Raw genomic sequence first — 12,225 nt, 5'->3', positions numbered from 1 at the left:
TGCGGCTGCGGAACGGATACGCTCCGGTTAATCCGTAAACGTATGCCCCCGGTCCTTTGGCGGGTCGAACGCGGAGATCTTGGGTTTGGCCGCGGGGACGGCGGGATCGCCGTTTGTCGGAGCGGCCTCCCCGGCTTCCGCATCCGGTTTGGCTGCGGCGGCTCTCTTGTTCCGGATCGCCCGGCGGATCAGCAGGTAGATCGCCGCCAGGGGCACCGCCCCGGCGAATACGTACATCGAGACGTTGTGGACCATGTTTTCGGCCGCGCGTCCATAAACGTAAAACAGCAAGCCGACAACGTAAAATTTGACCGAGCGTCCGAGAGCCGCATAGACGATCAGCCGCCAGAGGGGGAAATCGAGACAGCCCGACAAAATCGTGAACACCTTGAACGGGATCGGCGTAAAAGCGCCGAACAAAATGGCGGTTTCGCCGTTTTTCTGAAACAGGGCGGTCGCCGAGTCGATCCATTCCTTTTTCAAGAGTTTATACAGAAGCGCGTGGCCGAGCGATTTGCCGATCCAATAACCGAACGGCGTGCCCAGCAGACAGGCGATAAATCCGACGGTCGCCAGCCATAAGGCGGATTGCGGATTGACCATGCTTAACGAAACCTGCGTAAAGAAAGCCGGAATCGGAAAGATGATGGCATCGATAAACGAATGGATGAACAAACCCCAGGCGCCAAATTTCTCCAGAAACGAAACAAGCTCTTCGATATCGGTCAGACTCCTCTCCTGAGACTTTCCGGGCGGCGCCTCCCGCAGAAAGCCCGCAAGATATAGTTTACTTGTTTTTGACCGATAAAGACAGCGAACAAAGACGGAACGCCGCCTCATTCGCGGGTCCGGCCGCCATTTTATTCGCTATGCGCGCCATAAAAGACGGCGTCTCGCCCTCGGAATCAAGGACAAGACGCCGTTTTTATTCAAGGCAGCTTCGGAAGCTCCGACACCGGGGTCGGCACGGCCGGACGCTTCTGAACGTTGCGGATGGTTTCGCGCAGCCGATGGCTGAAGGTCAGCGCCTCGGCGCGGGTCAGCGTGTCGCCGCCCTGGAAGCCCGCTACCGTATTGGCCGATTTGCCTTCGGCGTAGCCTTTGCCCAACAAGTAGCGGATCGCGTCGTCGCCGGAGAAGTTCACGCCGTCGGCCGCTGCGATGATTTCCGCCACGCGCGCGCGGGTGATCGGACGATCGCGGGCGGGCAGGTCGTCGGCGCCAAGCACGGGCACGTTGTACAATTGGGCGAACTCGTACAGCCGGTCATCCCACCTGCCGGTAAAGCCGGCATACGTGTCGATCATCGCCGGATCGACGCGCGGCCGGTAGAACAAGGCCAGGAACTCCGCTTCGCTGACCGGCCGGTCGGGCCTGAACGTCCCGTCGTCGTAGCCTTGAACGATGCCCAGGTTCACGCCCCATGCGATCGCCTCCCGGGCCCAATGGCCGCCGATATCGCTAAACTTCGCGATCGGAAGATCCTCAAGCGGTTTGTCGGACTGTCCGCCGCCGTTTTGCTCTTCCGTTCCTTTACCGGTCGTCCCGCCGGTCTGTCCTTCGTTGCCGGTGGAGTTGCCAGGCTCCAGATCGACAAACCGCGTCGTATATTCGATCGACGTCTCGTTGCCGGCGGCGTCCTGGAGTCCGCTGATCCGCACGCGGACTTCATCCCCCGCTTGAATCCGCAGGTAGGGGGTGCCGAATGTCAGGAGCTGCGCCTCGCCGCCGGCGTAGCTGCTGCTCGATATATAGAGGGAGCCGGCATCGCTTTTGGATTGGGCGGTGTCGTAAAGCAGCCATTTCGTGGCTTGGCCTTTGTTCAGCACCTCGATCCGGAGCTTCTCGGGATCGATTTTCTTGTATTTGTCCGGATTCAGCGCGACCGAGAACATCTCGAAGTTCGAGAACAGCGTCGGGAAGTTGCCGGCGGCCGGCCAAGCGATGTAGTCTTGCTTCGCCTTCCAGGAGCCGCTATTGTCCGCGCTCAGGTGCATAATCGTATACTTGTCCGTATAACCGAAACCGACGCCGGTGATATCGGGGTCCAGGATCGCCGTCCGGTGTCCGACGGAATAACGGTTGTCGGCGCCTCGGTCGTCCATGAAGGAAACGACCGCATCCATAGGCTTATAGCCGAAATGGAGATTCTCGTACCATTTGATCCCGATTCGAGGCTCGGCACGCTCATAGAAGTCGCTGCTCATGTCCGACGGCCGATCCGGACGGTGCGGATTGGCCGGGTGATAAGCCTTCTCCAGCACGACGACTTTATGATGGGCGGAGCTGTTCAACGCATCGTTCAAGGCGATCTCTTCCGATGTTCCGGCCAAATAGCGCGCGAACTTCGTCATATGGAGCGCATCCTTCAGCACCTGATCTTGAAGCCTGCCGGGAGCGTAAGGGGTGGCCAGCAGAGGAGCCTCCGCATACAAGCTCCGGCTGTAATCGTAGACGGGCTTGTATTGATCCCACTTGGCTTTGAGGACCGGCAAGCCTTCATCGCCGACCGTGGAGGCGAGCTCCGGATCGTCGGGGGCCAGCTTGACGATCGTCCGGCTCTCGGGCTTCTCGGACAGGTTGCCCGAGAAGCGCACGCCGAGAAAGTAAGTGGCATCTTTTAATTTGACGAACACGTTTACCGCGTCCGCGAACAGGGGCTCCGTCGTGATCCGAAACGTGCCGTCCGCCGCAACATGGGCGTCATACACGTTTATTTTTTGGCCGATGCCGGCGTCGTCGATCTGGACCCGGATCGTTTGACCCGCATAGCCGGGGGCGGTTCCTTCCACCGTGACGGTGCGGTCGTCGTTATAAATAGCCTTGAAGCCGTTGTTTTCGGCCACAGTCGAATACGCGGCTGCCGCTTGCGGCACAACCGCTCCGAAGGCCAACGTCCATCCGAGCAGGACAGCCGTTGCTATCGATCGATAAGTCTTCCTCATGTATATCCTGCCTTTCTCCTATCAGACTATATACCTAATATCGGACCGGCAGCGGCTATTTTTGAAGAGAAAACAGAGCATACGGGACGCGGATCCAAACAATCGGTGGCGCAGACCGGTCCGCATCGCGGGTTTTCGGCCATCCGGATTGCATCGATCAGGAAGGTTCGGCCGAACGGCCGCCAATTGCGGAGTTCCCGGAGTGTTGTTCGGGCGATGCAAGTTCGCGAGATTTGTGATAATCTGATAGTAATTATCGACCCTCATATTGGCTATTGACCGGAGCGGGTCAATTTGTTAACGTGTGCGTTAAACAACCACGCATATTTCCGGCGAAGGCGGCATTCGTTAAAGAGACGGAAAACGTCGCTAAGCTGAAGCATAAGGAGGAAAAACGATGGCAACCGTCGATCAACAGATCGAGGAGAAATACGAGCGGCTCGGAGAAGTGCTTCGTTCGATGGGCAAGGTTGTTGTTGCATTTTCCGGCGGCGTTGACAGCGCGTTTCTTCTGAAGGCGGCTTTGGAGTTTTTGGGTCCGGACCGGGTGCTGGCGATTACGGCCGACTCGGAGACGTATCCGGAGCGGGAGAAGCAGGAGGCTGTGCAGCTCGCGCGCGAGCTTGGCGCCAAGCATGAGATCGTGCACACCAGCGAGCTGAATATTCCGGGTTATGCCGAGAATCCGGCCAACCGCTGTTATTTCTGCAAAAACTCCTTGTTCGACCACTTGATTCCGATCGCCAAGGAGCGCGGTTACGATCACGTCATTTTCGGCGCGATCGCCGACGATCTCGGCGAACACCGCCCGGGTCTTCAGGCCGCGCATGAACGCGGGGTGCGGGCTCCGCTGCTCGAAGCCGGCATCAAAAAATCGGAAATCCGCCACTTGTCCCGCAAGTTCGGACTGCGCACGTGGGATAAGCCTTCGTTTGCCTGCTTGTCTTCGCGGATTCCATACGGCGAACAGATCACCGCGCAGAAGCTGTCGATGATCGACCGCGCCGAGGACTTCCTGATTCAGCTCGGCTTCCGTCAAGTTCGCGTGCGCCAGCATGACCGGTTGGCCCGCATCGAGGTGCCGCCGTCCGAGCTGGCCGATGTGCTGGCCGTAGCCGAGACGGTGCATGCGAAGCTGAAGGAGATCGGCTATACGTACGTCACCCTCGATCTCAAAGGTTACCGTTCCGGCAGCCTGAACGAGGTGCTGCCCCCGGAGCTGAACACGGCGGTTCGATAATCGGACGTCGCCGTAAGGGATCGATCCGTCCCTGCGCAGATTTCAGAACGCCATTCTCCCGCAGGAAGGACTTTTTACTTTGCAAATCAAAACGGAACGTCTGATCATTACCGCTATTGGCCCGGAGAACTATGGCCGGGTATCTGAAACGTATCCGGCAGGCGAACACATCGTCGAATATATGGAAAACCTTAAGAAAGATCCCGAATTATTCGGCTGGGGGGTGTGGCTTGTAACTTTGGCCGAGAACGATCAAGCGGTTGGCGACATCGGCTTTAAAAGAAAACCCGATCATCAAGGTACGGTAGAAGCAGGGTACGGCATACTCCCTGAAATGCGGAACAAGGGTATCGCGACCGAGTCGGTTCGCGCCCTTCTAAATTGGGCGTTCTCTTCGCCCCAAGTAAAAAAGGTTGTGGCGGAGTGCGATCAAGAGAATATGCCGTCGATCAAGGTTCTGGAGAAATTGGGAATGCAAAGAACAGGCGTTAAAAACGGAATGGTGCAATGGGAACTCATCAAAAGATCCGGTTAAACAAGCCCGATTCAGCCAATCGCAAGACTTGCCTCGCACAAAGAGGGCGGTCCCGCCTCATCCCGGCGGGGCCGCCTTGATTTTCGGCCGCCGTGGGCCGTATTTGATCCTTGACTTGTATACAAGAACACAAGTATACTTATTTGCGAGAAAGGCGCAAATACGGGAGGAGATACGGCGATGCGGATGGTTTTTCGCTGGTACGGGGAAGGGAACGATACCGTCACGCTCAAGCAGATCCGGCAAATCCCCGGCGTCGAAGGAATCGTGTGGGCGCTGCACGATTTGCCGCCGGGAGAGGTATGGCCGCTGGAGCGCATTCTGGAGCTGAAGCGGCAGGCGGAGGCGTACGGGCTTCATATCGAGGTGGTCGAAAGCGTCAACGTGCACGAGGACATCAAGCTCGGACTGCCGTCGCGGGAGAAGTATATCGAAAACTACAAGCGCACGATCGCCAATCTGGGCCAGGCGGGCGTGAAGGTCATCTGCTACAACTTCATGCCGGTGTTCGACTGGATCCGCACGGATCTGTTCAAGGAGCTGGAGGACGGTTCGACGGCCTTGTTCTATGAGAGCGCCAAGGTGGACGGGATGGACCCGATGGAGCTTGTCCGCCTGATCGCGGAAAATCCCGAGTTTACGATGCCGGGCTGGGAGCCGGAGCGGTTGAGCCGGTTGACGGAGCTGTTCGAAGCGTACCGGGGCGTGACGGAGGAGCATCTGTGGGAAAATCTCCGTTATTTTCTGGAGCAGATTATCCCCGTCGCCGAAGCGAACGGCATTCGGATGGCGATTCATCCGGACGACCCGCCGTGGCCGGTGTTCGGATTGCCGCGCCTCATGCACAACCGCGACCATCTGGCCCGGCTGCTGTCGCTGGTCGATAGCCCTGCCAACGGAATCACCCTCTGCAGCGGCGCGCTCGGGGCGAGCCGGGACAACGACGTGGCGGCGATGGTGCGGGAATTCGCGGACCGGATTCCGTTCGCCCACATCCGCAACGTCCGGGTCTACGACAACGGCGACTTTATCGAGACGTCGCACCGCGCCCGGGACGGGTCGGTCGATATTTGCGACGTCGTGAAGGCCTACCACGAGAACGGCTTCACCGGCTACGCGCGGCCGGATCACGGGCGGCACATCTGGGACGAGAAGTGCAGGCCGGGTTACGGGCTGTACGACCGGGCTCTCGGTATTATGTATCTGTGGGGCATATGGGATTCGTTGGAGCGGGAAAAACGGCGCAGGGAGGAGACGGCGGCATGCTGACCATTCATGAGCATTTGCGGGGAAAAGTGGCGGTTGTGACAGGCGGCAGCGGCGTGCTCTGTTCGGCGATGGCGCGCGAGCTGGGACGCCAGGGGGTGAAGGTGGCGATCCTGGGCCGCACGGCGGAAAAAGGCGAAGCGGTGGCGGAATCGATCCGCTCCGGGGGCGGCACGGCGATCGCGGTCGCCTGCGACGTCCTGAACGCCGGGAGCGTGCGCGAAGCCGCGCGGCTGGTGGAGGAGAAGCTGGGTCCCTGCGATATCCTGATCAACGGGGCAGGGGGCAATCATCCGGACGGCAGCACGACCAACGAGACGCTGAAGCCGGAGGACCTCGGCAATCCGGAGCTGAAGACATTTTTCGACCTGACGGAGGAAGGGTTCGGCTACGTGTTCGATCTGAACTTTATGGGGACGCTGATCCCGACGCAGGTCTTCGCCAAATCCATGATCGGCCGGCCGGGAGCGACGGTCATCAACATCTCCTCGATGAGCGCGCCGTGCCCGATGACCAAGGTTCCCGCCTACAGTGCGGCCAAAGCGGCGATCAACAACTTCACGCAATGGCTGGCGGTGCATCTGGCGGACGCCGGCATCCGGGTGAACGCAATCGCGCCGGGATTTTTCCTCACGGAGCAAAACCGGCGGCTGCTGACCCGCGAAGACGGCACGCTGACCGAGCGGTCGCACAAGATTATCGCCCATACGCCGATGCGGCGGTTCGGTCGGCCGGAGGATTTGCTGGGCACGCTGCTGTGGCTCGTCGACGAACGGATGTCCGGATTCGTCACGGGCGTAACGGTCCCGGTCGACGGTGGATTTATGGCGTACTCGGGGGTATGATGGAAGCAAAGGTTAACGGATAAAAAGGTGGAGTGATCCGATGACGCTATTTTCCCCGCTGCCCGCGGTGACGTCGCGCCGTTCGCTGGGCGAACTCGTCTACGATTCCGTCCGCGAGGCGATCGTGTCGCTTCGGCTGGAGCCGGGCACGTTCATCTACGAAAACGAGCTGGCCGAGTCACTGGGCGTAAGCCGCACCCCCATTCGCGAAGCGATCCGCATGCTGTCCGGCGAAGAGCTGCTGGAGGTGCTGCCCCAGCGGGGCACGCGGGTGGCGCCGATCTCGGAACGCAAGGTCAGCGAGTCGCGCTTCGTCCGGGAGCAGTTGGAGACGGGGGGATTCCGGCTGGCGGCGCGGCTCTGGCGGCCGGAGCGGCACGAGGACGTCCGCCGGACGTGCCTGCGGCTGCTGGAGGAGCAGCGGGAGGCGGCGGCCCGGGGGGATATCGCCCGGTTCCTGCAAGCCGACGAGGCGTTCCACCAAGCGATCCTGCATGTGGCGGACAACGCGACGCTGCTACAGGTGATCTACCGGATGAGGGGGCATCTCAATCGGGCCCGAATGTTGGCGCTGCGCGAGCTTCGCCGCATCGAACCGATTGTGGACGAGCACGAAGCGCTGCTGGAGGCGGTCGCAGGCGGGGACGAGGAACAGGCGGCCTCGCTGATGCGGGCGCATGTCGGCAAGCTCGACCGGGAGCTGCCGGAGCTGCGGCAGATGTACCCGGACTATTTCGCGGAACGGTAGCCGGAGGAGGTCAGGGGCATGACGCCGCTGGTTTTGCCCTGGGGACGGCCCGCAAAGCTTCGTTCAACAAGAAAGCGCCGGGTCCGGCTTGAGCGGTTCGGCGTGATCCCATATGCTGGGATACGTATGCTCCCCTTCCAAAGCGTAAAAGAAATATAGGATACCGCGATCGGGCAAATCCGGTTTTCCGCCGATTTGGAGTTCGTGCAGAGATTGCGCTTTTTTCATGCGAGGATTCCTCCCCATCGACCTGTTCCTTGACTATTGTACACCCATTCTTAAAGAATGGTAATTCGAGGTTGGTTAGGTTATAGATGGGGATAAAGAGCATCCGTATGCTGTTTCCCATGTTATTGATCGGACCATCCTATCGAATTCCCATCCGGAGGGTTGGAATTAACCCGGTTTAACGTTATAATCGAGGAAGAGTCCAAATCCTAGTTCACTAAGGAGCAAGAAGATGGAGAAGAAGCTTATTTTCGGGCACAAAAACCCGGACACCGACTCGATCGGCTCTGCGCTGGTATATGCCGACCTGAAGACCGCTCTGGGCGAGAACGTTGAAGCCGTCCGCCTTGGCGCCGTCAACAAAGAGACGCAATACGCGCTCGACTACTTCGGAGTCAAGGCGCCGCGTCAAGTGGAGACGGTGGCCAGCGAAGTGAAGGACGTCATCCTCGTCGACCACAACGAGCGCCAACAAAGCGCGAGCGATATCGAAAGCGTCCGCGTCGTGGAAGTCATCGACCACCACCGCATCGCCAACTTCGAGACGGCGGGACCGCTGTACTATCGCGCCGAGCCGGTCGGCTGCACGGCGACGATCCTGAACAAGATGTACAAGGAGAACGGCGTGGCCGTCAAAAAAGAAATCGCCGGCCTGATGCTGTCCGCCATCATCTCCGACACGCTGCTGCTGAAATCCCCGACCTGCACCCCGCAGGACGTCGCCGCCGCTCGCGAGCTGGCGGACATCGCAGGCGTCGATCTGGACAAATACGGTCTGGACCTGCTGAAAGCGGGCGCGGACCTGAGCGACAAGTCGATCGCCGAGCTGATCTCCCTGGACGCCAAAGAATTCTCGATGGGCGCGTACAAAGTGGAGATCGCGCAGGTTAACGCCGTCGATCCGAACGACGTGCTGTCCAAGCAAGCCGAGCTGGAAGCCGCTCTGAACGGCATTATCGCCGAGAAGGGTCTCGATCTGTTCCTGTTTGTCGTGACCGACATCCTGAACAACGATTCCATCGGCCTCGCGCTGGGCGCCAAAGCGAACGTCGTCGAACAAGCGTACGGCGTGAAGCTGTCCGACAACAAAGCCGTGCTGAAAGGCGTCGTCTCGCGCAAATCGCAGATCGTGCCGGTGCTGACGGACGCGTTCAGCAAACTGTAAAAAGAACAGCTAGCCGTCGGGGATGGCCCCGGCGGCTTTACTATGCAAGGTACGCGGCCCCAGCGATCCGCCTGGACGGAATTTTGCGTTCAACCCCCCCCCCCGTTTTACCGGGGGTTATTTTGTCGGCCGGCGAGGCGGCTGCTTCCGTCTGCCCGGCGCCACGCGATAAACCCGTTCGGGCCGACCGACCGTGCCGTAATTGAGGTCGGCGGTGACCCGCCCTTCCTGCCAGGCGCCCCGATTCGGTTCCCCCGAAATGCGGCAGAACACGGGAATTCGGCCGGAGCGGGGGAAACGGTTCGCGTCGACCGCCCGGGCGCAGCGCGGTAGATCGGGCCGGCAGCGTTATCCCGGATCGAACGCCGCGTGTATAATGGAGGCAGGAGCGTGATCCGATGTCCCGACAATGGTTTATAACCGATATTCACGGCGAGTACGCCGGCATGCTGCGATTGCTCGAGTTTGTCCGATTCGATCCGGCGGCCGACCGGATCGTGTTCGGGGGCGACCTCGTCGGCCGGGGGCCGGACAGCGGCCCCGTCCTGCGCGAAGTGCGCCGCCTGCAGCGGCTTCATCCCGAGTCGGTGCGGGCGGTCGCCGGCAATCACGAGGAGATGATGCTGGGTTATTTCCGCGACGGAGACGCCTTATGGCTGCATCATGGCGGCCGGGAGGCGCTGCGGAGCTTCCGCGAGGAGTTCCCCGATCCGGAGACGCTGAACGAGCATGTCGATTGGGCGGCCGGGCTGCCGCTGGTTATCGGCGACGACGAATACGTGTATGCCCACGCGGGGATCGAACCGGACAAGGAGCTGGCCGCGCAGAGCCGGGAGATCGTATGGATGGAGGAAGACGTTCTGTACGGCTACCCCCGATCCGAGCTGCTTCGGGCGACCGGCGGCCGGCCGGTCGTGCATGGGCATACCCCGTGCGAATTCATTTATTTCGACGGGGTGCGCCTGAACGGGGATTTGGGCGCGCATACCTACTCCGTCCGGGAGGAGCAGGCGCTTGGTTTGATCGATCTGGCCCATCTCGAATATTACGTCTATAAGCTCCACAGCCGGCGCATCGAGAAACGCCGAATCCAGACGTTCGGTTAACAAGGGCCGGCGTTCGCTTCGGGCGGAGGACGGCCGGACACCCGGGAAGCTTGGCCGCTCTCTGCCGCTATTCCGCCAATGACAACTCGTTCGATCGCGCCAGCACCGTCCGTTTCGCGTCCGTCAGCCGCACTTGCAGCTTCCAGGGCCGGGGCGGCGCGGCCTCGTCCGCCGGCAGCCTGGCGTACAAATGTCCGGCGTCGCGGTAGGACGTATCGAGCTTTCGGCCGTTCAGCCATACGGAGCAATCCGGCTTGAACCGCTCTCCCCGCACCTCCAGCCGATCGCCGTCCCGGCCCAGCGGCTCTGCTCCCTTCAGGACGACCGGGCCTTCCCCGAGAGCGAACGCGGCGGGGGCGATCCGTCCCCGCAATCCGCTGGCCCGGTAGCCGTACTGCCGCCCGAACAAAATATCGTACTCCAGACGCGCGTAATCCTCCAGCGGCGTCTCGTCGACGGGGCGGGTTTTGCGAAACGGCCTGGGCGGCACCAGCGGCATTTCCCGGTACAGCTTGTACAAATATTCCGTGTAATACGTCCCCTCCAGCCCCGCATACCGCAGAAGATACGCTCCGAGATAGCTGGCGTTCATGCGCAGCTCCTCGCGTTCCCGTCCCGGGCGGTTGCTCCAGATCACCACGGGCGTATAGTGCATGTTGTCCATGAAGTCCGGATCGTTACGGCCCGTGACGTATCCGGCTTCCTTGTATACGGCGTAGTCGTCGCCAAGAGCCGGCAGGTGGTCGCCGAAGCAGAGAATGACCGTCGGCTCCGGGTTGTTGCGGTATTGGTCGACCAAATACCGGAACGCGTCGTCGAAGGCGCGCACGCCCGTCGCGTAATTGCGCAGCATGTTTTTCGCCTTTTCCCCGATCGGCCCCTCGACGGCAATCCGGTTGTCGAAAAATTTGTCCTCGTACCCCCCGTGATTCTCCATCGTATTGGCGAAGACGAAGTCCGGCCCCGGCGTCGCCGCCGTCGTCGCGATGATCTTCTCCATCACCTGCCGATCCTCCAGATACGGCCCGTGGTAGCGCGGCTCGAAGAACTCGCTGCTGACGAAGCGGGAGAAGCCCATGTTGCGGTAAGCGTTGCGGCTGTTGAAAAACCAGTTGTAGAACGGGTTGATCGCCGTCGTCTCGTACCCTTGCCGGGCGAGGATGGAGGCGAGCGAATCGACTTCGCGGTTGACGTAATGAATGTACGGAATCGAGCCCGACGGCAGAAAACGGACCGAATTGCCCGTCAGCACCTCGAATTCGACGTTGGCGGTCGTGCCGCCGAACTGCGGCGTCAGAATCCAGCCGCTGGTCGTCTCCTTCATGAGCGACCGGAAAAACGGCATCGGGTCTTCGCTGAACGTGACGTTGTTCAGCCGCGTCGGGTCCCAGAACGTCTCGGCCAGCAGCACGATGACGTTCGGCTTCTCCGCGCTTGCGTCCCGGTTCGCATCGGCCTGCAGCCGGCCGACCAGCCGCCGGATCGAGGTCTCGTCTGTGCCGTGCGGCCGCTCGATCCGCACGTAATCGACGTCCGTGACCATCGACAGCAGCACCCCGTTGCGTTCGAACTGCCGGTCCGGCTCGAACGGAATCGTGTATGTGCGGTAGTAATCCTGCAAAGGGAGCGGCACGCCCCTCCAGGCGCTGAGCAGCAGCAGGAGGCCCAGCAGGCCGTAGGCCGCCCGTTCCCGCCAGCCGAACCTGACGGATCGCGGCAGCAGGCAGAGTCCGGCGACCAGCGCAGCGGCTCCCGCGACCGGCAGCAGGTGCGGCGGAAACGCCGGATTGGTCGCTATCGCTGCGTCGGCGCCCTCCTGGGGCAGCGCGAGATCCCAGATGAACAGCGGGTAGCCGGTGCGGCTCCACTTGATCCCGCTCGCGACGCCCAGGACGCCGACAAGCGCGAAGAGGAGGGAATAGGCGGCACGCGTGCGCCCGAACGCCCCGGCGGCGAGCAGCGTCAAGCTCAAGGCGATGAAGTAATTCATCGTCCATTCGTTCGGATGGTCCCCGATCCATTCATACGGGCGCAGGAACGACACGCGGCTAAGCGCCTCGAGAAGAATGACCAGCAGCGCCGGCACAAGAGCCAGCGGCACACGTTTCAACAGCGGAAGCAGTCGGCGCATGATGCGTAAGAAGCCT

General features: G+C 60.9%; 11 protein-coding genes. 7 read left to right on the top strand and 4 right to left on the bottom strand.

All coding sequences use genetic code 11. From position 1 onward, the window contains the following. Positions 1-27: 27 nt before the first annotated feature. On the bottom strand, positions 28-720 hold the full coding sequence (locus tag FE781_RS09015) for a YqaA family protein (protein ID WP_246068121.1): 693 nt from the start codon (positions 718-720) through the stop codon (positions 28-30). A gap of 209 nt (positions 721-929) precedes the next feature. Continuing rightward, entirely contained in the window at positions 930-2,945 is a 2,016-nt protein-coding gene (locus FE781_RS09010) for a CAP and S-layer homology domain-containing protein (RefSeq protein WP_138789285.1), read from the bottom strand. Positions 2,946-3,342: 397 nt separating this feature from the next. On the opposite strand from FE781_RS09010, the gene larE reads away from it, so the two are divergent. From larE to FE781_RS08985, 5 genes are all read left to right on the top strand, one after another. After that, the gene (larE, locus tag FE781_RS09005) at positions 3,343-4,185 is read left to right on the top strand and encodes an ATP-dependent sacrificial sulfur transferase LarE (RefSeq protein WP_138789284.1); all 843 of its coding nucleotides are present in this window, start codon (positions 3,343-3,345) and stop codon (positions 4,183-4,185) included. A 79-nt stretch (positions 4,186-4,264) separates the two neighbouring features. Then, entirely contained in the window at positions 4,265-4,720 is a 456-nt protein-coding gene (locus tag FE781_RS09000; RefSeq protein WP_246068117.1) for a GNAT family N-acetyltransferase, read from the top strand. A gap of 180 nt (positions 4,721-4,900) precedes the next feature. Beyond that, complete coding sequence (uxuA, locus tag FE781_RS08995) at positions 4,901-5,989, top strand: mannonate dehydratase (protein WP_138789283.1); 1,089 nt, start codon at positions 4,901-4,903, stop codon at positions 5,987-5,989. After that, entirely contained in the window at positions 5,983-6,831 is an 849-nt protein-coding gene (locus FE781_RS08990; RefSeq protein ID WP_138789282.1) for an SDR family oxidoreductase, read from the top strand. The genes uxuA and FE781_RS08990 overlap by 7 nt, the downstream gene beginning before the upstream one ends. 40 nt (positions 6,832-6,871) lie before the next feature. Next, positions 6,872-7,579 carry a GntR family transcriptional regulator gene (locus FE781_RS08985; protein ID WP_138789281.1) on the top strand — a complete coding sequence of 236 codons (708 nt, stop codon included), beginning with the start codon at positions 6,872-6,874 and terminating at the stop codon, positions 7,577-7,579. A 63-nt stretch (positions 7,580-7,642) separates the two neighbouring features. Here FE781_RS08985 and FE781_RS17460 read toward each other — a convergent pair whose 3' ends face one another. Further along, positions 7,643-7,807: a hypothetical protein gene (locus FE781_RS17460; RefSeq protein WP_170209483.1), complete on the bottom strand. Its 165-nt coding sequence runs from the start codon at positions 7,805-7,807 to the stop codon at positions 7,643-7,645. A 232-nt stretch (positions 7,808-8,039) separates the two neighbouring features. On the opposite strand from FE781_RS17460, the gene FE781_RS08980 reads away from it, so the two are divergent. Together FE781_RS08980 and FE781_RS08975 are read left to right on the top strand one after the other, a co-directional pair. Beyond that, on the top strand, positions 8,040-8,972 hold the full coding sequence (locus tag FE781_RS08980; protein WP_138789280.1) for a manganese-dependent inorganic pyrophosphatase: 933 nt from the start codon (positions 8,040-8,042) through the stop codon (positions 8,970-8,972). A gap of 398 nt (positions 8,973-9,370) precedes the next feature. Beyond that, positions 9,371-10,078 carry a metallophosphoesterase gene (locus tag FE781_RS08975; RefSeq protein ID WP_138789279.1) on the top strand — a complete coding sequence of 236 codons (708 nt, stop codon included), beginning with the start codon at positions 9,371-9,373 and terminating at the stop codon, positions 10,076-10,078. Between the two features lie 67 nt (positions 10,079-10,145). On the opposite strand, the gene FE781_RS08970 is transcribed toward FE781_RS08975, so the two are convergent. Continuing rightward, positions 10,146-12,209: an LTA synthase family protein gene (locus FE781_RS08970; RefSeq protein ID WP_170209482.1), complete on the bottom strand. Its 2,064-nt coding sequence runs from the start codon at positions 12,207-12,209 to the stop codon at positions 10,146-10,148. Positions 12,210-12,225: the final 16 nt, after the last annotated feature.

The sequence above is a fragment of the Paenibacillus thermoaerophilus genome, assembly GCF_005938195.1.
Lineage (GTDB): Bacteria > Bacillota > Bacilli > Paenibacillales > Reconciliibacillaceae > Paenibacillus_W > Paenibacillus_W thermoaerophilus.
The sequence above is the reverse complement of the archived record's forward strand: the minus strand, read 5'-3'. Positions and strand labels throughout refer to the sequence as shown.

Coding starts and splice junctions, on each gene's coding strand:
- FE781_RS08975 (WP_138789279.1), top strand. CDS start 9,371: ATGTCCCGACAATGGTTTATAACCGATATTCACGGCGAGTACGCCGGC.
- FE781_RS08980 (WP_138789280.1), top strand. CDS start 8,040: ATGGAGAAGAAGCTTATTTTCGGGCACAAAAACCCGGACACCGACTCG.
- larE (WP_138789284.1), top strand. CDS start 3,343: ATGGCAACCGTCGATCAACAGATCGAGGAGAAATACGAGCGGCTCGGA.
- FE781_RS08990 (WP_138789282.1), top strand. CDS start 5,983: ATGCTGACCATTCATGAGCATTTGCGGGGAAAAGTGGCGGTTGTGACA.
- uxuA (WP_138789283.1), top strand. CDS start 4,901: ATGCGGATGGTTTTTCGCTGGTACGGGGAAGGGAACGATACCGTCACG.
- FE781_RS17460 (WP_170209483.1), bottom strand. CDS start 7,807: ATGAAAAAAGCGCAATCTCTGCACGAACTCCAAATCGGCGGAAAACCG.
- FE781_RS08985 (WP_138789281.1), top strand. CDS start 6,872: ATGACGCTATTTTCCCCGCTGCCCGCGGTGACGTCGCGCCGTTCGCTG.
- FE781_RS09010 (WP_138789285.1), bottom strand. CDS start 2,945: ATGAGGAAGACTTATCGATCGATAGCAACGGCTGTCCTGCTCGGATGG.
- FE781_RS08970 (WP_170209482.1), bottom strand. CDS start 12,209: ATGCGCCGACTGCTTCCGCTGTTGAAACGTGTGCCGCTGGCTCTTGTG.